Below are 21,416 nucleotides of genomic sequence, written 5' to 3'. Positions count from 1 at the left end.
GCGGAGTGATCCGGGAACGGAGTTCTGCGTGGACATCGTCGTCAAGGGCCGCAAGACCGAGGTGCCCGAGCGGTTCCGCAAGCACGTGGCCGAGAAGCTGAAGCTGGACAAGATCCAGAAGTTCGACGGCAAGGTGATCAGCCTCGACGTGGAGGTGTCCAAGGAGCCGAATCCTCGTCAGGCGGACCGCTCGGACCGGGTGGAGATCACGCTCCGCTCGCGTGGGCCGGTCATCAGGGCAGAAGCGGCCGCAGGCGACCCGTACGCAGCGCTGGACCTGGCGACGGGCAAGCTGGAGGCGCGGCTGCGCAAGCAGCACGACAAGCGCTACAGCCGCCGCGGCACAGGTCGCATCCCCGCTGCGGAGGTCGGGGAAATGGTGCCGGACGCGGCGTCGTTCAACGGCGACGGCGAGCTGATCGCCGACGAAGCGCCCCAGCCCGTGCCCACCACCATGATCGGCTCGCTCGAGGTACAGGGCGAAGGACCGCTGGTGATGCGGGAGAAGACGCACGTCGCGGCACCCATGTCGCTCGATCAGGCGCTCTACGAGATGGAGCTGGTCGGTCACGACTTCTATCTGTTCGTCGACTCCGACACGAAGGAACCAAGTGTCGTCTACCGGCGGCATGCCTACGACTACGGTGTCATCCACTTGAGGACCGACCCGCTGGCCGCTGATGAGGCGGGCGGCGCGGGCGGCGCGCTCGGCGGCTGACGCCACGGTTTCCGTGGTGCCCCTGGAGCGCCTGTGCGCCCCCAGGGGCACCCGGGCGCGAGCGCGGGATCACCGTTCCGACGTCCAGGCATGAAATCATGGCGGCCCAGGCCAATCGGTGCTCTGCGAACTGCCGTTGGCCGACAGTTGTGAACTTCAGGCCGGCGGCCTTCAGGGGGAGGAACGATGGCGGACACCTTCGGGCCCATGCGCGAGGCGAATGATGCCGATGACGTCGGCGGTGGCCTTACCGGCGCGGACGACGACAGCGGTTCCCGCAAGGAACCGATCCGAGTCCTCGTGGTCGATGACCACGCCCTGTTCCGCAGAGGACTGGAGATCGTCCTCGCCCAGGAGGAGGACATCCAGGTCGTCGGCGAGGCGGGGGACGGCGCGGAGGCGGTCGACAAGGCGGCCGACCTGCTTCCCGACATCGTCCTGATGGACGTGCGCATGCCCAAGCGGGGCGGCATCGAGGCCTGCACCTCCATCAAGGAGGTGGCCCCCAGCGCGAAGATCATCATGCTGACGATCAGCGACGAGGAAGCGGATCTCTACGAGGCGATCAAGGCGGGCGCCACCGGGTATCTCCTCAAGGAGATCTCCACGGACGAGGTCGCCACCGCGATTCGGGCGGTCGCCGACGGGCAGTCCCAGATCAGCCCGTCCATGGCGTCCAAGCTGCTCACCGAGTTCAAGTCGATGATCCAGCGGACCGACGAGCGCCGGCTGGTTCCGGCGCCCCGGCTCACGGAACGCGAGCTCGAAGTCCTCAAACTCGTTGCCACGGGCATGAACAATCGGGATATTGCGAAGGAACTCTTCATTTCCGAGAACACCGTGAAGAACCACGTCCGCAACATTCTGGAGAAGCTCCAGCTGCACTCCCGGATGGAAGCCGTGGTCTACGCCATGCGGGAGAAGATCCTCGAGATCCGATGACCGGTCCGGGCCCCCTGCCCGGGGGTGCTCACGCCAGGGCGTGCGCGATCGCCCGGGTGAGCGGCTCACGCAGCTCCGGTGCGTCCACCCGTTCCAGCCGGACGTCCGTGCAGCCGACCCAGGAGGCGGCCTCCACCAGCGCCTGCGCCATCGGCGCCACGGCCTTCGCGCCGGCCAGGGAGACCTGCCGGGCGACCAGCGTGGTGCCTTCGCGGGCGGGGTCGACGCGGCCCTGCAGCCTGCCGCCCGCCAGGAGCGGCATGGCGAAGTAGCCGTGGATCCGCTTGGGCTTGGGTACGTAGGCCTCCAGGCGGTGGGTGAAGTCGAAGATCCGCTCCGTCCGAGCCCGCTCCCAGACCAGCGAGTCGAACGGCGACAGCAGCGTGGTGCGGTGGCGTCCGCGCGGCTCGGTGGCCAGGGCCTCCGGGTCGGCCCAGGCCGGCTTCGCCCAGCCCTCCACGGTCACCGGCACCAGGCCGGAGTCCGCCACCACGGCGTCGAACTGCTCGCCCTTGAGGCGGTGGTAGTCGGCGATGTCCGCGCGGGTGCCGACTCCCAGGGACTTCCCCGCGAGCGCCACCAGCCGGCGCAGGCACTCCGCGTCGTCCAGATCGTCGTGCAGCACGGCGTCGGGCAGGGCGCGCTCCGCGAGGTCGTAGACCCGCTTCCAGCCGCGCCGCTCGGTGCACACCACCTCGCCGTACATCAACGCCCGTTCGACGGCCACCTTCGAGGCGGACCAGTCCCACCACTCGCCGCCGTTCTTCGCGCCGCCCAGTTCCGTCGCCGTCAGCGGGCCCTCGGCCCGCAGCTGCTTGATGACGGTCTCGTAGGCGCCGTCCGGCAGATCGTGATGCCACTGCGGGCGCGCGCGGTAGGCGCGGCGGCGGAACGCGAAGTGCGGCCACTCCTCGACCGGCAGGATGCAGGCCGCGTGCGACCAGTACTCGAAGGCGCGGCCACCCGACCAGTACGCCTCCTCGACCCGTTGCCGGCCGATCATGCCCAGGCGTGCGTACGGAATCAGTTCGTGCGACCGCGCGAGCACCGAGATCGTGTCGAGCTGGACGGCGCCCAGGTGCCGCAGCACCCCGGGCACGCCGGCCCGGCGGTTCGGGGCGCCGAGGAAGCCCTGGGCGCGCAGCGCGATCCTGCGGGCCTGGTCGGCGGAGAGTTCGGCTGCGGGAGGCTGCACAGACGTCATGCCCCGCACCCTAGAGGGCGGCACTGACATCCCGGGGGCCAGCGCCGTCTCACGGACGCGCACCGGCCGGGAGATACGCGTGGGTGCCGGGCAGGCCGAGGTCGGACGGGAGCAGGGCGCCGATCCACGCATCGCGGCGCACGCCCTTGTTGAACAGGCCGGAGCGCTGATCGCCCTCCATGCGGAAGCCCGCACGCAGCGCGACGGCACGCGAGGGAAGGTTGCCGGTCTCGGCCCGCCACTCCAGCCGGTCCCCGCCCAGCGAGCCGAAGGTCCAGCGGGCGGCGCACAGGACCGCCTCCGTCGTGTAGCCGAGACCGCGGTGTTCCCTGGCGGTCCAGAAGCCGACCTCGTACGTTCCCGGCAGAGCGCGCCGGTTGATGCCGAGCGCACCGGCCAGGGCCCCGCCGTCCCGCAGCACCACGGCGAAGTTGTACATGGAGTCGTCCTGCCAGCCGCCGGGCGAGAGCTGACGGGCGAAGAGCTCCGCGTCGGCGCGGCCGTACGGCGAGGGGACGACCGTCCAGCGCTGGATGTCGGGGTCCTGGCAGGCGGCGTACAGGGCGTCGGCGTCGCCCGGGGCGAAGGGGCGCAGCAGCAGGCGGTCGGTCGTGAGAGTGATCGGCTCCATGTACGGATTCTGCGGAGCGGGCGGGGGCGGGGCCAGTACTTTTCGGGCTTCCCGGCACCTTCGGCGCCCTTCGGCCGTTGACTCGGAAGGGCACTGCGGGGTCAACGCGGTGGCAGCCCTCCCGGCGCGGCGGGGTCCTCGCTTACGATGGCCGTTGCGGTGGGGCCCACCTGCCGTGCCCGCGCCAGAGTCCATAACACGACCCAGTGCCAGGCCCGACCGGCAAGGAGACCAGCCTCAGTGTCCGTCTTCAACAAGCTCATGCGTGCAGGCGAAGGCAAGATCCTGCGCAAACTGCACCGCATCGCGGACCAGGTCAGCTCCATCGAAGAGGACTTCGTCAACCTCTCCGACGCCGAGCTGCGGGCGCTCACCGACGAGTACAAGGAACGGTACGCGGACGGCGAGAGCCTGGACGACCTGCTCCCCGAGGCATTCGCGACCGTCCGTGAGGCCGCCAAGCGGGTCCTCGGACAGCGCCATTACGACGTTCAGATGATGGGCGGCGCCGCCCTGCACCTCGGTTACGTCGCCGAGATGAAGACCGGCGAGGGCAAGACCCTCGTCGGCACCCTGCCCGCGTATCTCAACGCGCTCTCCGGCAAGGGTGTGCACCTGATCACGGTCAACGACTATCTGGCCGAGCGTGACTCGGAGCTGATGGGCCGGGTCCACAAGTTCCTCGGGCTGAGCGTCGGCTGCATCATCGCCAACATGACTCCGGCCCAGCGCCGCGAGCAGTACGGCTGCGACATCACGTACGGAACGAACAACGAGTTCGGTTTCGACTACCTCCGGGACAACATGGCCTGGGCGCAGGAAGAGCTCGTCCAGCGCGGCCACAACTTCGCGATCGTCGACGAGGTCGACTCGATCCTGGTCGACGAGGCCCGTACGCCGCTGATCATCTCCGGTCCCGCCGACCAGGCCACCAAGTGGTACGGCGACTTCGCCAAGCTGGTCACGCGCCTGAGCAAGGGCGAGGCGGGCAACCCGCTCAAGGGGATCGAGGAGACCGGCGACTACGAGGTCGACGAGAAGAAGCGGACCGTCGCGATCCATGAGCCCGGAGTGGCGAAGGTCGAGGACTGGCTCGGTATCGAGAACCTCTACGAGTCGGTGAACACCCCCCTCGTCGGGTACCTCAACAACGCCATCAAGGCCAAGGAACTCTTCAAGAAGGACAAGGACTACGTCGTCATCGACGGCGAAGTCATGATCGTCGACGAGCACACCGGCCGTATCCTCGCCGGCCGCCGCTACAACGAGGGCATGCACCAGGCGATCGAGGCGAAGGAAGGGGTGGACATCAAGGACGAGAACCAGACGCTCGCGACGATCACCCTGCAGAACTTCTTCCGCCTCTACGACAAGCTCTCGGGCATGACCGGTACGGCGATGACCGAGGCCGCCGAGTTCCACCAGATCTACAAGCTCGGCGTGGTGCCGATCCCGACCAACCGGCCGATGGTCCGGGCCGACCAGTCGGACCTGATCTACCGCACCGAGGTGGCGAAGTTCGCCGCCGTGGTCGACGACATCGCGGAGAAGCACGAGAAGGGCCAGCCGATCCTGGTCGGCACCACCTCGGTCGAGAAGTCCGAGTACCTCTCGCAGCAGCTCTCCAAGCGCGGCGTCCAGCACGAGGTCCTCAACGCCAAGCAGCACGACCGTGAGGCGACGATCGTCGCCCAGGCCGGCCGCAAGGGCGCGGTCACGGTGGCGACGAACATGGCCGGCCGCGGCACCGACATCAAGCTGGGCGGCAACCCGGACGACCTCGCGGAGGCGGAGCTGCGCCAGCGCGGTCTCGACCCCGTGGAGCACGTCGAGGAGTGGGCGGCCGCGCTGCCTGCCGCGCTGGAGAAGGCCGAGCAGGCCGTGAAGGCGGAGTTCGAGGAGGTCAAGAGCCTCGGCGGGCTGTACGTCCTCGGCACCGAGCGGCACGAGTCGCGTCGTATCGACAACCAGCTCCGTGGCCGTTCCGGCCGTCAGGGCGACCCGGGCGAGTCCCGTTTCTACCTCTCGCTCGGCGACGACCTGATGCGTCTGTTCAAGGCGCAGATGGTCGAGCGCGTCATGTCGATGGCCAATGTGCCCGACGACGTGCCGATCGAGAACAAGATGGTGACGCGGGCGATCGCGTCGGCGCAGTCGCAGGTCGAGCAGCAGAACTTCGAGACGCGCAAGAACGTCCTGAAGTACGACGAGGTGCTCAACCGTCAGCGTGAGGTCATCTACGGCGAGCGGCGCCGGGTCCTCGAGGGCGAGGACCTGCAGGACCAGATCCGCCACTTCATGGACGACACGATCGACGACTACATCCGCCAGGAGACGGCGGAGGGGTTCGCCGAGGAGTGGGACCTGGACCGGCTGTGGGGTGCGTTCAAGCAGCTGTACCCGGTGAAGGTCACGGTCGCCGAGCTGGAGGAGGCCGCCGGGGATCTCGCCGGGGTCACCGCCGAGTTCATCGCCGAGTCCGTCAAGGACGACATCCACGAGCAGTACGACGAGCGTGAGAAGACGCTCGGCTCCGACATCATGCGTGAGCTGGAGCGGCGTGTCGTGCTGTCGGTCCTGGACCGCAAGTGGCGTGAGCACCTCTACGAGATGGACTATCTCCAGGAGGGCATCGGCCTGCGGGCCATGGCGCAGAAGGACCCGCTGGTCGAGTACCAGCGCGAGGGCTTCGACATGTTCAACGCCATGATGGAGGGCATCAAGGAGGAGTCCGTCGGCTACCTGTTCAACCTGGAGGTCCAGGTCGAGCAGCAGGTCGAGGAGGTCCCCGTCCAGGACACGGCGACGTCGTTGACCAAGGAGGACGCCGTTCCGGCGGCGCGTCCGGAGATCCGGGCCAAGGGGCTCGACGCTCCGCAGCGTCCGGACCGGCTGCACTTCTCCGCTCCCACGGTGGACGGGGAGGGCGGTGTCGTCGAGGGCGACTTCTCCAACGTCGACGGTGGGGCGTCCGCGGAGTCGGACGGGCTCACTCGGGCGGAGCGGCGCAAGGCTCAGAAGAGTGGTGGCGGCGGGCGGCGCCGCAAGAAGTAGCGTGCGCTGATCATTCGTCTGCGGCCGGGGCCGGGCACCGTTGGTGTCCGGCCCCGGCCGTTCGCGTGGGCGGAGTCGTTCGGAGGGTGCGGGTGGAGGGGGACGCTCGCGGCGGCCCTTGTGCCCCTGCCCGTCCCTTTCCCGTCCCCTGCCCGTAGCCGGGGGCCCGGCCCGCCCCCGGACCTCCGCTCCTCCCACTCCCTCCGACCTCGTCCGGGGGCCGGGATTCCACGGGCTCGGATGCCGGAGGCCGGCGGGTGCCGGTCTCAGAGGCGGGCGCGTACCGGCGTGTTGCCCAGTTCCACCGCGGCGCAGCGCCAGCGGAGGTCGCGGCCCTGTTCCAGGCGGAAGGCCATCGCGCGGACCTGCTCGCCCGCCGCGATGCTCGCGCAGGCCTCCACGACGCCTGGGGCCGGCTGGGCGCCCCGGCACATGCGGATGACCGGGCGGGCGCCGCGGCTCCTGAGCGGGGTGGCGGGGGCCAGTTCGGCGAGCTGGTCGTAGGCGTCGCCGATCGTGTGGCCGAGCATCCAGTGGACGGGGCGCTGGCCGCTGAGTACCGCCAGGAGGCGTTCCGCGAACCACTGGTGGGGCCGGACGCCCTGGACGGTCCGGCGGCGTTGTGCGGGTACGGCTTCGGGCCTGCGTGCGTCGTGCCGGCCTGCGGGCCGGGTCCTGTTCGTGCTCATCGCTGTCTGCCCCCGTGCTCAGAGGCCCGGCTGCATACCGGGCGGTAACTTCTGCTGTGGACCTTCTACGGGGACGACGGAGGCGGTCGCAAGCGTCGGTAGGCCGGGAGTGCAGGGCCGCGGATTCACCTATCCGGGTGGCGGGGCCGGTCCGGTGCCGGGGGAGGGGGCGGGCCGGGCAGGGTGAGGGCCGGTCGCCGGGTGGACGGGGCGGCGGCCGGACACGTAACCCCAAAGGGGGACGTCGCACGTATCCTGAGGGCGTTCCGACTACGAAAGCGACCTCTGCCATGCGCGTGTACGTCCCCCTGACCCTCTCCGGGCTCGCAGCGGCGCACCGGGCCGGCGAAGTCGGCCCCGGCCCGCTGACCGCCTACGCGGTGACCCCCGCGCTGCGGGAGTGGTACGTCTCCGACGACATCGAGGAGCTGGAGTACGCGGCGCTCAACCGGGCCGCGTCCGCGTCGCTGCGCATGATCGCGGGGGACCCCGGAGCCGCCCGTCGACGGGTCGTCGTGGCCGTCGACGTCCCGGACGGCGCCGCGGTCGCCGACCCGGACCACATCCTCGACGCCTCCTCGCTCGGTGAGGTCACCATCGCCTCCGCCGTCGCGCTGGCCGAGGCCGCCGCTGTGCACGTCGACTCGGACGAAGCCGACAAGGACGTCACGGCCGCCGCGGCCGCACTGGGGGCGGCGGACCTCGGCGACGACGACGCGCAATTCACCGTGGACGGCGCGGAGGACCACGAGCTGCTGTGGTTCGGCATTCAGGAGATCCCGAACCTCATCGGGTGAGCGACCGTCGCCCGGGGCCTCCAGCGGGGGGTCCGGCGGTGCGGCCCCAGGGCTGTCCGTCCCGTTGTCAGTGGCAGCGGGTATTTTTCTCGCATGGGGACGCACGGGAAGCACCGCACACACCTGGTCTGGGACTGGAACGGCACTCTGCTCGACGACATCACCGCGGTCGTCGCCGCGACGAACGCCGCGTTCGTCGAGGTCGGCGTGGCGCCGGTCACCCTGGAGCAGTACCGGGAGATGTACTGCGTCCCGATACCCCGGTTCTACGAGCGGCTGATGGGCCGACTGCCCACGGAGGCCGAGTGGGAGCGGATGGACGGGGTCTTCCACCGCCACTACACCGAGCAGCGCCACGGCTGCGGGCTGACCCAGGGGGCCGCCGAGCTGCTCGCGCAGTGGCAGCTGACGGGCCGGAGCCAGTCCCTGCTGAGCATGTACGGGCACGAGCACCTGGTCCCCGTCGTGCGGGGGTACGGCATCGAGCGTCACTTCGTGCGGGTCGACGGACGCACCGGGCCCTCCGGCGGCAGCAAGGCGCAGCACATGGAACGGCACTTCGCGGCGCTGGACGGGATATCCCCGCAGTACACGGTGGTCATCGGTGACGCCGTGGACGACGCGGTGGCCGCCGCCCACGTCGGTGCGAAGGCGGTGCTCTTCACCGGCGGTTCGCACAGCCAGACCAGCCTGGAGGCGGCCGGGGTGCCCGTCGTGGACACCCTGGCCGAGGCCGCGGCCCTCGCCCAGCAGCTGAGCGAGTAGCCGACGACCCGTGGGGCGGGTTCGGGCGAGCCGGCCGGCCGACGACTCAGGTGACGGGGGCCTTGGTGCGGAGCACGGTGAGGAACTCCCGCATCCAGGCCGAGTGGTCCGGCCAGGCGCGGGACGAGACGAGCGTGCCGTCCACGACGACCTCGGTGTCCTGGAAGGCGGCTCCGGCCGTCTCCATGTCCGGTTCCAGCGCGGGATAGGCGGTGACCCGGCGGTTCTTCAGCGCGCCGGCGGCGGCCGTCATCAGCGGGCCGTGGCAGATCTGGGCCACCGGGCGGTCCGTGTCGAAGAACGCGGAGAGGATCGCGCGCAGGTCGGCGTCGTTGCGCAGGTATTCGGGGGCGCGGCCGCCCGGGACGACCAGGGCCACGTAGTCGTCCGGGTCGACCTCGGAGAAGGCCAGGTCGGCGGGCCAGGTGTAGCCGGGCTTCTCGGTGTAGGTGTCGAAGCCGGGCTCGAAGTCGTGGACCACGAAACGGAGCGTCTTGCGCGAGGGAGCGGCGATGTGGACCTCGTACCCCTCCTCGCGCAACCGCTGGTACGGATAGAGGACTTCGAGGGACTCGGCGGCGTCGCCGGTGACGAGCAGGATCTTCGGTGCCATGACGGGGCTCCCCACGGTGTGTAGGACGGTTCCGACTGCCGGTACCAGAGTGCGGCAGACCGGGCCCGTGCGCTGTCCAGAGTGTCAAAGTTCGGGGCCTTCTTTTGTACACATGCGGCTCGTGACGATGACGGGGGCGGGCGAGATAGCCTGGACCCCGTGATCAGCGCGATACGCCTCGGGGGCAGCGAAGCCCCCGGCCCGCGCCCGGAGTGCCACAGCGCCCGGGCCATGACTGATCCCCTCAGCCCGGGCCGACTGCCAAAAATGGCCGATAAGGCCCCGGGCCTCTCTCATAGCGGCATAGCGTCGACTCAGACCGGAAACCCCGTGTCGCGGCGGTACGTCGCCTTTTTCACCTACGTCACGCAACGGCGCGCGACAGGAGCCAGAGGACATGCAGACCAAGCTGGACGAAGCCAAGGCCGAGCTGCTCGCACGGGCCGCCAAGGTAGCTGACAACAGCCCGGGCGGTGGTGTCGGTGGCCCGGGCGGTGCCCCCCGGGTGCACGTCGCGGCCACCGGTGCCGTCGACGGCACCGGGGCCGGGCAGGAGCGTCCGCACGAGGAAGCACTGCTCGCCTATCTCCAGCGCTACTACCTCCACACCGCTCCGGAGGACATCGCCGGCCGAGACCCGGTCGACGTCTTCGGCGCCGCCTCCTCCCACTACCGGCTCGCGGAGAACCGTCCGCAGGGCACGGCCAACGTCCGGGTGCACACCCCGACCGTCGAGGAGAACGGCTGGACCTGCAGCCACACGGTCGTCGAGGTGGTCACCGACGACATGCCGTTCCTGGTCGACTCCGTCACCAACGAGCTGTCCCGTCAGGGCCGCGGCATCCACGTCGTGATCCACCCGCAGGTCATCGTCCGCCGTGATGTGACCGGCAAGCTGATCGAGGTCCTCACCGAGGGTGTCGGGATCTCGACCGGCCCGCAGAACGGCCGCAAGAACGCCAAGGGGGCGAAGGACGCCAAGGCGGAGCTGCCGCACGACGCGCTCGTCGAGTCCTGGATCCACGTCGAGATCGACCGCGAGACCGACCGCGCCGACCTCAAGCAGATCCAGGCCGACCTCCTGCGGGTCCTGTCCGACGTACGGGAGGCCGTCGAGGACTGGGAGAAGATGCGGGACGCGGCGCTGCGCATCGCCGACAACCTGCCCGGAGAGCCGCTGGACGAGCTCGCCGACGACGAGGTGAACGAGGCCAGGGAGCTGCTGCGCTGGCTGGCCGCCGACCACTTCACGTTCCTCGGCTACCGCGAGTACGAACTGACGGACTCCGACGCGCTGGCCGCCGTGCCCGGCACCGGCCTCGGCATCCTGCGCTCCGACCCGCACCACAGCGAGGACGAGGCGCACCCGGTCAGCCCCTCCTTCGACCGGCTGCCCGCCGACGCCCGGGCCAAGGCCCGCGAGCACAAGCTCCTCATCCTGACCAAGGCCAACAGCCGGGCGACCGTGCACCGCCCCAGCTACCTCGACTACGTCGGCGTGAAGAAGTTCGACGCCGAGGGCAACGTCATCGGCGAGCGCCGCTTCCTCGGCCTGTTCTCGTCCGCCGCCTACACCGAGTCCGTGCGCCGGGTGCCCGTCATCCGCCGCAAGGTCGCCGAGGTGCTGGAGGGCGCGGGCTTCTCGTACAACAGCCATGACGGCCGCGACCTGCTGCAGATCCTGGAGACGTACCCCCGCGACGAGCTCTTCCAGACGCCGCCCGACCAGCTCCGCTCCGTCGTCACCTCGGTGCTCTACCTCCAGGAGCGGCGCCGGCTCCGGCTCTACCTGCGCCAGGACGAGTACGGGCGCTACTACTCCGCGATCGTCTACCTGCCGCGCGACCGCTACACCACCGGTGTGCGCCTGCGGCTGATCGACATCCTCAAGGAGGAGCTGAACGGCACCAGCGTCGACTTCACCGCCTGGAACACCGAGTCGATCCTCTCCCGGCTGCACTTCGTCGTCCGGGTCGCTCCCGGCAGCGAGCTGACAGCCCTCACCGACGCCGAGGCCGACCGGATCGAGGCCCGCCTCGTCGAGGCCGCCCGCTCCTGGGCCGACGGCTTCCAGGAGGCGCTGGTCGCCGAGTGCGGCGAGGAACGCGCCGCCGAACTGCTGCGCCAGTACGGCCAGTCGTTCCCCGAGGGCTACAAGGCCGACCACTCGCCGCGCTCCGCCGTCGCCGACCTGGTCCACCTCGAGGCCCTCAAGCACGACGAGAAGGACTTCGCCCTCAGCCTGTACGAGCCGGTCGGCGCCGCGCCCGGCGAACGGCGGTTCAAGATCTACCGGACCGGCGAGCAGGTCTCCCTGTCCGCCGTCCTCCCGGCACTCCAGCGGCTCGGCGTCGAGGTCGTCGACGAGCGCCCGTACGAGCTGCGCTGCGCGGACCGTACGCACGCGTGGATCTACGACTTCGGGCTCCGTATCCCGCAGGCCACGGCCAACGGCGGATACCTGGCCGACGACGCCCGCGAACGGTTCCAGGAGGCCTTCGCTGCCGTGTGGACCGGCGCGGCGGAGAACGACGGCTTCAACGCGCTGGTGCTGAGCGCCGGACTGAACTGGCGGCAGGCCATGGTGCTGCGCGCCTACGCCAAGTACCTGCGGCAGGCCGGATCCACGTTCAGTCAGGACTACATGGAGAGCACCCTCCAGAACAACGTCCACACCACCCGGCTGCTGGTCTCGCTCTTCGAGGCCCGGATGGCGCCGGAGCGCCAGAACGCCGGTACGGAACTCACCGACGGCCTCCTCGAAGAACTCGACGGGGCCCTGGACCAGGTCGCCTCGCTCGACGAGGACCGCATCCTGCGCTCCTTCCTCACCGTCATCAAGGCCACCCTGCGCACCAATTTCTTCCAGCGTGCGGAGGACGGCAAGCCGCACGGCTACGTGTCGATGAAGTTCGACCCGCAGTCCATTCCGGACCTTCCGGCGCCCCGCCCGGCGTTCGAGATCTGGGTGTACTCGCCGCGCGTCGAGGGCGTCCACCTGCGCTTCGGCAAGGTCGCCCGCGGCGGCCTGCGCTGGTCGGACCGGCGCGAGGACTTCCGTACGGAGATCCTCGGCCTGGTCAAGGCGCAGATGGTGAAGAACACCGTCATCGTGCCGGTCGGCGCGAAGGGCGGCTTCGTCGCCAAGCAGCTCCCCGATCCGGCCGCCGACCGTGACGCCTGGATGGCCGAGGGCATCGCCGCGTACCGCACCTTCATCTCGGCGCTGCTCGACATCACCGACAACATGGTGGCCGGCGAGGTCGTGCCGCCCAAGGACGTCGTCCGGCACGACGAGGACGACACCTACCTCGTCGTCGCCGCCGACAAGGGCACCGCGAAGTTCTCCGACATCGCCAACGAGGTCGCCGTCGCCTACGGCTTCTGGCTCGGTGACGCGTTCGCCTCCGGCGGCTCGGCCGGTTACGACCACAAGGGCATGGGCATCACGGCCCGCGGCGCCTGGGAGTCCGTCAAGCGCCACTTCCGGGAGCTCGGCCACGACACGCAGACCGAGGACTTCACCGTCGTCGGCGTCGGCGACATGTCGGGCGACGTGTTCGGCAACGGGATGCTGCTCTCCGAGCACATCCGGCTCGTCGCGGCCTTCGACCACCGTCACATCTTCATCGACCCGAAGCCGGACGCCGCGACCTCCTACGCCGAGCGGCGCCGCCTCTACGACCTGCCGCGCAGCTCCTGGGCCGACTACGACAAGGCGCTGATCTCCGCGGGCGGCGGCGTCCACCCGCGCACCGCCAAGTCGATTCCGGTCAACGCGCACATGCGCGAGGCTCTCGGCATCGAGGCCGGGGTCACCAAGATGACGCCCGCCGACCTGATGCAGGCGATCCTCAAGGCCCCCGTCGACCTGGCCTGGAACGGCGGCATCGGCACGTACATCAAGTCCTCCGTCGAGTCGAACGCGGACGTCGGCGACAAGGCCAACGACGCGATCCGCGTCAACGGCGAGGACCTGCGCGCCAAGGTCGTCGGCGAGGGCGGCAACCTCGGCGCCACCCAGCTCGGCCGCATCGAGTTCGCCCGTAACGGTGGCCGGATCAACACCGACGCGATCGACAACAGCGCCGGCGTGGACACCTCCGACCACGAGGTGAACATCAAGATCCTGCTCAACGGCCTGGTGCGCGACGGCGACATGACGGTCAAGCAGCGCAACAAGCTGCTCGCCGAGATGACCGATGAGATCGGCCACCTGGTACTGCGCAACAACTACGCGCAGAACACCGCGCTCGCCAACGCCTGCGCCCAGGCGCCCTCGCTGCTCCACGCCCACCAGCGCTTCATGCGCCGGCTGGGCCGCGACGGGCACCTCGACCGGGCCCTGGAGTTCCTGCCCACCGACCGTCAGATCCGCGAGCTGCTGAACGCCGGCAAGGGGCTCAGCCAGCCCGAGCTGGCCGTGCTGCTCGCCTACACGAAGATCACGGCGGCGCAGGAGCTGATCGGGACGAGCCTGCCGGACGACCCGCACCTCCAGAAGCTGCTGCACGCCTACTTCCCGACTCAGCTGCGCGAGCGCTACCCGGACGCGGTCGACGGGCACGCGCTGCGGCGCGAGATCATCACCACGGTCCTGGTGAACGACACGGTCAACACCGGTGGTTCGACCTTCCTGCACCGGCTGCGGGAAGAGACCGGCGCCTCGATCGCCGAGATCGTGCGGGCCCAGTTCGCGGCCCGGGAGATCTTCGGCCTCGGCGAGGTGTGGGACGCGGTCGAGGCACTCGACAACAAGGTCGCCGCCGATGTGCAGACCCGGATCCGGCTGCACTCACGCCGGCTCGTCGAGCGCGGCTCGCGCTGGCTGCTCGGCAACCGGCCGCAGCCGCTGGAGATCGCGGAGACGATCGACTTCTTCCGCGACCGCGTCGAGCAGGTCTGGGCCGACCTGCCCAAGATGCTGCGGGGCGCCGACCAGGACTGGTACCGGTCGATCCTGGACGAGCTCACCGCGGCGGGTGTCCCGGACGCGCTCGCGCAGCGCGTCGCCGGGTTCTCGTCGGCCTTCCCGGCGCTCGACATCGTGGCGATCGCCGACCGGACGGGCAAGGACCCGCTGTCCGTCGCCGAGGTGTACTACGACCTCGGGGACCGGCTGGGCATCACCCAGCTGATGGACCGCATCATCGAGCTGCCGCGGGCCGACCGCTGGCAGTCGATGGCCCGTGCCTCGATCCGTGAGGACCTGTACGCAGCGCATGCGGCGCTGACGGCCGACGTGCTGAGCGTGGGCAACGGGTCGTCGTCGCCGCAGGAGCGGTTCGAGGCGTGGGAGGAGAAGAACGCGGCGATCCTGTCGCGCTCGCGCTCCACGCTGGAGGAGATCCAGGGGTCGGACGCGTTCGATCTGGCGAATCTGTCCGTGGCCATGCGGACGATGCGGACGTTGTTGCGGACGCACGGGTAGGGGTGCGGGGTGAGGCGGCTGCCGGTGCGTTCGGGTGGCCGCCTCGCTTTGCCCTCAATCGCCGGGCGGGCTCGGTGCGTGCGGTTCGCCGGCGTGGGGTGCGGCCGTGTCCGGGCTGGGGCCTTGTCCTCAATCGCCGGACGGGCTTGAGTTGCGTACGGGCTTGAGGGGCCGTCGTGGGGCGGCTGGGTGTTACTTCTTGCCGGTGAACTTCTCGTAGGCTGCTACGACTTCCTTCGCCGGGCCGTCCATGCGCAGGGTTCCCGCCTCCAGCCACAGCGCTCGGTCGCAGGTCTCGGTGATCGACTTGTTGTGGTGGCTGACCAGGAAGACCGTGCCGGCCTGTTCGCGGAGTTCGATGATCCGTTCCTTGCTGCGCCGCTGGAAGCGGGCGTCGCCCGTGGAGAGCGCCTCGTCGATCAGAAGGACGTCGTGGTCCTTGGCGGCGGCGATGGAGAAGCGGAGCCGGGCGCCCATGCCGGAGGAGTACGTGCGCATCGGCAGGGTGATGAAGTCGCCCTTCTCGTTGATCCCGGAGAAGTCGACGATGCCGTCGTAGCGTGCGCGGATCTCCTCACGGCTCATGCCCATCGCGAGCCCGCCGAGTACGACGTTGCGCTCGCCGGTCAGATCGCTCATCAGGGCCGCGTTCACCCCGAGCAGCGACGGCTGGCCCTGGGTGTGGACGCGGCCCTTCGTGGCGGGCAGCAGGCCCGCGATCGCCTTGAGCAGGGTCGACTTCCCCGAACCGTTGGAGCCGATCAGCCCGATCGCCTCCCCCTTGTACGCGGCGAAGCTGACACCCTTCACGGCGTGCACCTCGCGCACCCCGGGGGTCTGCCGCCGCGAGACGATCCGGCTCAGGGCCGAGGTGGCGCTGCCCTTGCCGGTGCGGGCGCCATGGACCGTGTACGTGATGTGGACGTCGTCGACGACGACCGTCGGTACCGCGGAATCCGTGTGCTCAGCCACGTCCGTAACTCTCCTCGGCCTGCCAGAAGTAGAGGAACCCGCCCACTCCGCACACCAGCGCCCAGCCGGTGGCGACCGCCCACACGTGCGGTGGGAGCTGCGCGCTGTGGAAGCTGTCGATGAGGGCGAATCGCATCAGATCGATGTAGACGGCGGCCGGATTGATCTCCAGCGCCAGCTTCGCCAGGTACGGCACCCGGTCGCCCGCCAGGCTCGCGTCGAGGCTCCACATGACACCGGAGGCGTACATCCAGGTGCGCAGGATGAACGGCATCAGCTGGGCGATGTCCGGAGTCCGGGCCGCCAGCCGGGCGAAGACCATCGAGACGCCGGTGTTGAAGACCGCCTGCAGGGCCAGGGCGGGCACCGCGAGGAGCCAGGAGGGGTGCGGGAACTGGCCGAACGCCAGCATGATCAGCACCAGGGCGCCGAGGGAGAAGAGCAGCTGTTGGAGCTGTTGGAGGGCCAGGGCGATCGGCAGCGAGGCCCTCGGGAAGTGCAGGGCCCGCACGAGGCCGATGTTGCCGCTGATGGCGCGGGTGCCGGCGGTGATCGAGTTGCTGGTGAAGGTCCAGATGAAGACGCCGGTGACCAGGAACGGGACGAAGTCGCTGACGCCCTGCTTGGTCCTCATCAGGACGCCGAAGATGAAGTAGTAGACCGTCGCGTTGAGCAGCGGGGTCATGATCTGCCAGATCTGGCCGAGCTTCGCCTGGCTGTACTGGGCGGTGAGCTTGGCGGTGGCGAACGCCGTGATGAAGTGCCGTCGCCCCCACAGCTGCCGTACGTACGCCGGCAGTGCGGGACGCGCCCCGCTCACGGTCAGCCCGTGGCGGGCGGCGAGCGCGGCGAGCTCGCCCGGGGCGTGGAGGGGCGGGAGGAGGGGCGGGGAGACGGCCGGCGGAGTGTCCGCCGGGGCCGGTGCTGTTGTCTGGCTCACCACGATCGCTTTCGAGGGAAGGCGGAAAGGCGGGGGAGGGGGCGAGGGAGGGCGGAAACGCATCGGAACGCGACGGGACGGGACCGTTTCGTCGCAACGCCGAGGGTAGGACGAGCGACGTCGCTACGCAACCGTCTCGTCGTCGCGCACTATGATTCGGCCATGACCACCGACCCCGGAAGCCGCCGCCGTGTCCCCGCCGGAGCCGCCGTGCTGCGCGAGGACGTGACCGACGCGATCCGCAGCGCGGTCTTCGAGGAGCTGGCCGCCGTCGGATTCGCCCGGATGTCGATCGAGGGCATCGCCCGGCGGGCCGGCGTCGGCAAGACGGCGGTCTACCGCCGCTGGAAGTCCAAGCTGCACCTCGTCCTGGACCTGGTCTCCGCCGTCGCGGCCCAGGGCATGCCGGCCCCCGCCACCGGTTCGCTGTACGGGGACGTCCGCGCCGTGCTCGAACTGGCCGCGTACGCTCTGCGCCACCCGCTCGCCTCCCAGGTCATCCCGGACCTGCTCGTCGAGGCCGCCCGCAGCCCGGAGATCTCCGACACCATCAAGGCCGCCCTGCTCGACCCGCAGCAGGGCATCGCCGCCGTGGTCGTACGGGACGCCGTCGCCCGCGGGGAACTGCCGCGGGACAGCGACCCGGACCGCGCCCTCGACCTGATCGTCGGGCCCCTCTACTGGCGGCTCGCCGTCGTCAGGGGTGAGCTGCCCGCCGGCTATCTGGACGACCTGGCGGCCTCGGCCGTGGCCGCGCTCACCCGCTGATCCGGGCGCGGGGGCACCGGGCGGGGCGCGGCGCGCCGGACCCGGCGTCAGCACGAAGACGGCGACATCACTCGTTGGGGACCGTAACCGGTGACCCCCGGCCGTTCACGGGGTTGAGCCATACGGATAGCCAGGCCCCCGATGAACGGACGTGCTCACCATGCCGCCACGGCTCAGTGTCGTTGTCCCCGTCCACAACGTGGAAACCTTCCTGACGGACTGCCTGAAGTCCCTCGCGGAGCAGACCCTCACCGACCTCGAAGTGGTGATGGTCGACGACGGGTCCACGGACGGCAGCGCGGCCCTGGCCGCCGCGTTCGCCGCGCAGGACGAGCGCTTCCGGCTGGTCAGCCAGAAGAACGGCGGACTGGGGCACGCCCGCAACACCGGCGTCCGCACCTGTGACCCGCGCAGCCGCTACCTCGCCTTCGTCGACAGTGACGACATCGTCCCGCCGCGGGCGTACGAACTGCTGGTCGGCGCCCTGGAGGAGACCGGTTCGGACCTCGCGTCGGGCAACGTGCTGCGGCTGCGGGCCGACGGCAGGCTCCAGCAGTCGCCCATGTTCCGGGCGCCCATGGCCACCACGCGACTGCGGACCCACATCTCCCGCGACCGGGAACTCACCGCCGACCGGATCGCCTGCAACAAGGTCTTCCGCCGCTCCTTCTGGGACGAGCACGCGTTCGCCTTCCCCGTCGGTGTGCTCTACGAGGACATCCCGGTCGTGCTGCCCGCCCACTTCCTGGCCGGCTCCGTCGACATCGTCAAGGACCCCGTCTACCACTGGCGCGACCGCCCCGGCTCGATCACCGCCGGCCGGGCCGTCGCCCGAGGCATCCGCGACCGGGTCGCGCACGTCCAGGGCGTCTGCGCGTTCCTGGAGGAGAGCCGCACGGCCGCCGACAAGCACCACTACGAGGCACACGCCCTCGCCAACGACCTCTGGTACTTCATGGAGGTCCTGCCCGAGGGCGACGACGCCTACCGCAACGCCTTCCTGACGCACACCAACGCGTTCCTCGACCAGGTCGGCCCGGCGGTGCTCGACGGGCTCCCGCTGCGGCTGCGGCTGATGTGGCACCTGGTGCGCGAGCGCCGCACGGAGGAGCTGCTGGCCCTGCTGGCCTTCGACAAGCGGGAGCCCGGCGCGTTCGCCGTACGCGGCGTGCGCCGCCGACGGGCCGCCTACCCCCCGCTGACCCGGCCGGTGCCGGCACGGGTGCTGCGGGTCGGCGACCGCGATCTTCCGCTGGTCGCCCGGCTGCGCGAGGTCAGCTGGCAGGACGGCAAGCTGCGCCTGAAGGGGTACGCCTACATCCGCAACCTGCCCACTTCCTCGGGCGCCTCCGAATTCCGGGCCGGCTGGCTGCGGGCGGGCCGGCGCCGAGTGGTGCCGCTCCGGCTGCGCAGGACCGCCGAGCCCGAGGCCACCGCCCGCTCCCGGCAGAGCCTGCACGACTACGACCGCTCGGGCTTCGAGATGCTGCTCGACCCCGCCAGGCTCCGCATCCCCGCGGACGGCCCGGCCGGTCACGTCACCTGGCGCCTGGAGCTCGGCGTCGCGAGGAACGGGCTCCTGCGACGCGCCACGCCCAGCACCGCGGAGGCCCCCGTCGCACCGCCCGTGCACCGCCCGGACGGTGACCACCGGATCGTGCCGGTCTTCGACGCCGACCGGCTGGTCGTGCACGCCGAACGGATCGACGCACGCTTCGAGACGCACCGCGCGGGCGAGACGGCCGACGGGACGGCAGCCGTCGTCGTCGACGGCATGCTCCGGAACCGGCTCGCCGGCCAGGACCTGCGGCTCGGCCTCACCCACCGCCCCTCCGGGACCGTCCTCGAGTACCCGGTGACGCTCCAGGAGGACGCCGTGTCCTCGGCGACGGGCTGGCGGCGCTTCACGGCCACGCTCCCGCTCACCGCCCTCCCGGACGTCCGGCCGGCCGCCGCCGAGGGGCGGTCGGGCATCCCGTACAGCGTCCATCTCCTCGGCCCCGGCGGCCGCCGGACCCCCATCGACGTGCCCGGGCCCGTGCCGCAGGGCCGCTATCCGCTCGCCCCGGCCGGCGACGAGCCACGCGAACTGGGCCTCACCGTGAGCGCGCGCGGCAATCTGCTGATCAGTGACCGCCCCCTCCAGCCGGCCGTGGAACTCGCTGCCTGGACGCAGGACGGGATGCTGCTGCTGGAAGGCACCTTCCCGGGGGACCCCGGGCGCACGGTCGAACTGGTGGCCCGCCACAGCGGCCATCACGAGGAGGCCGTCGTGCCCGTCGCCTTCTCCGGGCCACGGGACGAGCGGCGGTTCAGGGCCGAACTGCGGCCGGACGCCGTGGAGACCGGCGGCGGCGAACTGCCGCTGGGGGAGGGCAACTGGTACTTCTTCCTCCGCGAGAAGGGCGCCACCGACGAGACCCGTGACGCCGCCCTGCGCCTCCCGGCCGCCGTGCACCACACCCTGCCCGCGGCCCGCACCCTCGCAGGACGTGCGTACGTCATCGAGCGGCGCTTCCACGACCAGCTGCTGCTGAGCTGCGCGCCCCCGCTCCCTGCCGCCCAGCGCGGCCCGCGGGCCCGGCGGCTGCTCAGCGAGGCCTACGTGGCGCAGCGCACCGCCGCCTTGCGCGACACCGTGCTGTTCAGCAGCTTCGACGGACGCCAGTACTCGGACTCGCCCCGCGCGGTCCACGAGGAGCTGACCCGGCGGGGGGCCGGCCTGGAACACCTGTGGGTCGTGCGCGACGGGCAGGCCCGCGTCCCGGCCGGAGCCACCGCCGTCGAGCACGGTTCGGCCGCCTGGCACGAGGCACTGGCCCGCAGCCGGCACATCGTCACCAACACCCAGCTGCCCGAATGGTTCGAACGGCGCGAGGGACAGACCGTCGTCCAGACCTGGCACGGCACCCCGCTCAAGCGCATCGGCCTCGACCTCGCCGGCACAGCCCAGGCGAACCACGCCTACATCGCCACCCTCGAACAACGCGCCCGCCAGTGGAGCTTCCTGGTCTCCCCGAGCACGTACGCGACGCCCGTGCTGCGCCGCTCCTTCGGGTTCGAGGGCGAGGTCCTGGAGTGCGGCTATCCCCGCAACGACCTCTTCCACGCCCCCGACAGGACCAAGGTCGCCGCCGCGGTACGGGAGACGCTCCAGATCCCCGAGGGCAAGCGGGTCGTGCTGTACGCGCCGACCTGGCGCGAGGACCGGCCGGCGAACCGCGGCCGCTACACCATGGACCTGCGGCTGGATCTCGCGGCCTCCGAGCGCGAACTGGGGCCGGACACCGTCCTGCTGGTGCGCCGTCACTACCTGGTCAGCGACCGGCTCCCCGACAGCGGCACGGGATTCGTCCGCGACGTCTCGCGGTACCCGGAGGCCGGTGAGCTGATGCTGATCAGTGACGCGCTGGTGACCGACTACTCCTCGATGATGTTCGACTTCGCGCAGACCGGCCGCCCGATGCTCTTCCACACCTACGACCTCGCGCACTACCGCGACACGCTGCGCGGATTCGCCTTCGACTTCGAGTCGCGGGCCCCCGGCCCGTTGATCGCGGACTCGGGCGAGCTCATCGAGGCGCTGCGCGACCCGGTCCTGGCGACCGCGGGGCACGCGGAGGCGTACGAGGCGTTCCAGCGGGACTTCTGCGACCTCGACGACGGCCGGGCGGCCGCCCGGGTCGCCGACCGGATGCTCTCAGGGCTGTCGGGACAGCCCTGAGTCCGCCTCCGGTCCGCATCCGGCGCCGGACATCCCCGGGGCCGGATGCCGGTCCGGGGTGAACCGCGGGGTGACGTGGTGGTGGACGCGGATTGACGCACGAACTGTCCGCACTGCGTGAACCGTTCGAGTGATTCGGGGAATGCGGCGCTCGCACGGATGCGCAGG

At 70.6% G+C, this 21,416-nt stretch carries 14 protein-coding genes; 8 read left to right on the top strand and 6 right to left on the bottom strand.

From position 1 onward, the window contains the following. Positions 1–28: 28 nt before the first annotated feature. Positions 29–718 (top strand): ribosome-associated translation inhibitor RaiA, encoded by a 690-nt coding sequence (raiA, locus tag E6R60_RS31195; RefSeq protein ID WP_136330059.1) that lies wholly within the window; start codon positions 29–31, stop codon positions 716–718. Between the two features lie 186 nt (positions 719–904). Continuing rightward, positions 905–1,660: a response regulator transcription factor gene (locus E6R60_RS31190; RefSeq protein WP_136330058.1), complete on the top strand. Its 756-nt coding sequence runs from the start codon at positions 905–907 to the stop codon at positions 1,658–1,660. 28 nt (positions 1,661–1,688) lie between these two features. Here the strand turns inward: E6R60_RS31190 and E6R60_RS31185 are convergent, their stop codons facing one another. Both E6R60_RS31185 and E6R60_RS31180 read right to left on the bottom strand, forming a co-directional pair. Continuing rightward, entirely contained in the window at positions 1,689–2,864 is a 1,176-nt protein-coding gene (locus E6R60_RS31185; RefSeq protein ID WP_206309564.1) for a crosslink repair DNA glycosylase YcaQ family protein, read from the bottom strand. Between the two features lie 49 nt (positions 2,865–2,913). Then, a complete protein-coding gene (locus tag E6R60_RS31180) occupies positions 2,914–3,495 on the bottom strand; it encodes a GNAT family N-acetyltransferase (RefSeq protein WP_136330057.1) in 582 nt (193 codons plus the stop codon). Positions 3,496–3,735: 240 nt separating this feature from the next. Here E6R60_RS31180 and secA point away from each other — a divergent pair, with 240 nt between their 5' ends. Then, positions 3,736–6,549, top strand: coding sequence for a preprotein translocase subunit SecA (secA, locus tag E6R60_RS31175; protein WP_136330056.1), 2,814 nt, complete (start codon positions 3,736–3,738; stop codon positions 6,547–6,549). A gap of 266 nt (positions 6,550–6,815) precedes the next feature. Here secA and E6R60_RS31170 read toward each other — a convergent pair whose 3' ends face one another. Further along, entirely contained in the window at positions 6,816–7,238 is a 423-nt protein-coding gene (locus tag E6R60_RS31170; RefSeq protein WP_136330055.1) for an Rv3235 family protein, read from the bottom strand. A 290-nt stretch (positions 7,239–7,528) separates the two neighbouring features. Here E6R60_RS31170 and E6R60_RS31165 point away from each other — a divergent pair, with 290 nt between their 5' ends. Continuing rightward, a complete protein-coding gene (locus E6R60_RS31165; protein WP_136330054.1) occupies positions 7,529–8,035 on the top strand; it encodes a hypothetical protein in 507 nt (168 codons plus the stop codon). Positions 8,036–8,128: 93 nt separating this feature from the next. Then, the gene (locus tag E6R60_RS31160) at positions 8,129–8,800 is read left to right on the top strand and encodes an HAD family hydrolase (protein ID WP_136330053.1); all 672 of its coding nucleotides are present in this window, start codon (positions 8,129–8,131) and stop codon (positions 8,798–8,800) included. 46 nt (positions 8,801–8,846) lie between these two features. On the opposite strand, the gene E6R60_RS31155 is transcribed toward E6R60_RS31160, so the two are convergent. Continuing rightward, positions 8,847–9,413 carry a DJ-1/PfpI family protein gene (locus E6R60_RS31155; protein ID WP_136330052.1) on the bottom strand — a complete coding sequence of 189 codons (567 nt, stop codon included), beginning with the start codon at positions 9,411–9,413 and terminating at the stop codon, positions 8,847–8,849. A 397-nt stretch (positions 9,414–9,810) separates the two neighbouring features. Here E6R60_RS31155 and E6R60_RS31150 point away from each other — a divergent pair, with 397 nt between their 5' ends. Further along, positions 9,811–14,844 (top strand): NAD-glutamate dehydrogenase, encoded by a 5,034-nt coding sequence (locus E6R60_RS31150; protein ID WP_136330051.1) that lies wholly within the window; start codon positions 9,811–9,813, stop codon positions 14,842–14,844. Between the two features lie 192 nt (positions 14,845–15,036). Here E6R60_RS31150 and E6R60_RS31145 read toward each other — a convergent pair whose 3' ends face one another. Both E6R60_RS31145 and E6R60_RS31140 read right to left on the bottom strand, forming a co-directional pair. After that, positions 15,037–15,816 (bottom strand): ABC transporter ATP-binding protein, encoded by a 780-nt coding sequence (locus tag E6R60_RS31145; protein ID WP_136330050.1) that lies wholly within the window; start codon positions 15,814–15,816, stop codon positions 15,037–15,039. Further along, positions 15,809–16,759, bottom strand: a complete 951-nt coding sequence (locus tag E6R60_RS31140; protein WP_136330049.1) for an ABC transporter permease — start codon at positions 16,757–16,759, stop codon at positions 15,809–15,811. Before E6R60_RS31140 ends, E6R60_RS31145 begins: the two co-directional genes overlap by 8 nt. Positions 16,760–16,918: 159 nt before the next feature. On the opposite strand from E6R60_RS31140, the gene E6R60_RS31135 reads away from it, so the two are divergent. Together E6R60_RS31135 and E6R60_RS31130 are read left to right on the top strand one after the other, a co-directional pair. Then, positions 16,919–17,524 (top strand): TetR/AcrR family transcriptional regulator, encoded by a 606-nt coding sequence (locus tag E6R60_RS31135; protein WP_136330048.1) that lies wholly within the window; start codon positions 16,919–16,921, stop codon positions 17,522–17,524. Positions 17,525–17,684: 160 nt separating this feature from the next. Then, entirely contained in the window at positions 17,685–21,248 is a 3,564-nt protein-coding gene (locus tag E6R60_RS31130; protein WP_168713707.1) for a bifunctional glycosyltransferase family 2 protein/CDP-glycerol:glycerophosphate glycerophosphotransferase, read from the top strand. Positions 21,249–21,416: the final 168 nt, after the last annotated feature.

The organism is Streptomyces sp. A0642 (assembly GCF_004795105.1).
Lineage (GTDB): Bacteria > Actinomycetota > Actinomycetes > Streptomycetales > Streptomycetaceae > Streptomyces.
This window is presented reverse-complemented; position numbering and strand designations above follow the sequence as displayed.

Coding starts and splice junctions, on each gene's coding strand:
- E6R60_RS31190 (WP_136330058.1), top strand. CDS start 905: ATGGCGGACACCTTCGGGCCCATGCGCGAGGCGAATGATGCCGATGAC.
- E6R60_RS31160 (WP_136330053.1), top strand. CDS start 8,129: ATGGGGACGCACGGGAAGCACCGCACACACCTGGTCTGGGACTGGAAC.
- E6R60_RS31180 (WP_136330057.1), bottom strand. CDS start 3,495: ATGGAGCCGATCACTCTCACGACCGACCGCCTGCTGCTGCGCCCCTTC.
- E6R60_RS31135 (WP_136330048.1), top strand. CDS start 16,919: ATGACCACCGACCCCGGAAGCCGCCGCCGTGTCCCCGCCGGAGCCGCC.
- E6R60_RS31155 (WP_136330052.1), bottom strand. CDS start 9,413: ATGGCACCGAAGATCCTGCTCGTCACCGGCGACGCCGCCGAGTCCCTC.
- E6R60_RS31130 (WP_168713707.1), top strand. CDS start 17,685: ATGCCGCCACGGCTCAGTGTCGTTGTCCCCGTCCACAACGTGGAAACC.
- E6R60_RS31150 (WP_136330051.1), top strand. CDS start 9,811: ATGCAGACCAAGCTGGACGAAGCCAAGGCCGAGCTGCTCGCACGGGCC.
- E6R60_RS31165 (WP_136330054.1), top strand. CDS start 7,529: ATGCGCGTGTACGTCCCCCTGACCCTCTCCGGGCTCGCAGCGGCGCAC.
- E6R60_RS31185 (WP_206309564.1), bottom strand. CDS start 2,864: ATGACGTCTGTGCAGCCTCCCGCAGCCGAACTCTCCGCCGACCAGGCC.
- E6R60_RS31170 (WP_136330055.1), bottom strand. CDS start 7,238: ATGAGCACGAACAGGACCCGGCCCGCAGGCCGGCACGACGCACGCAGG.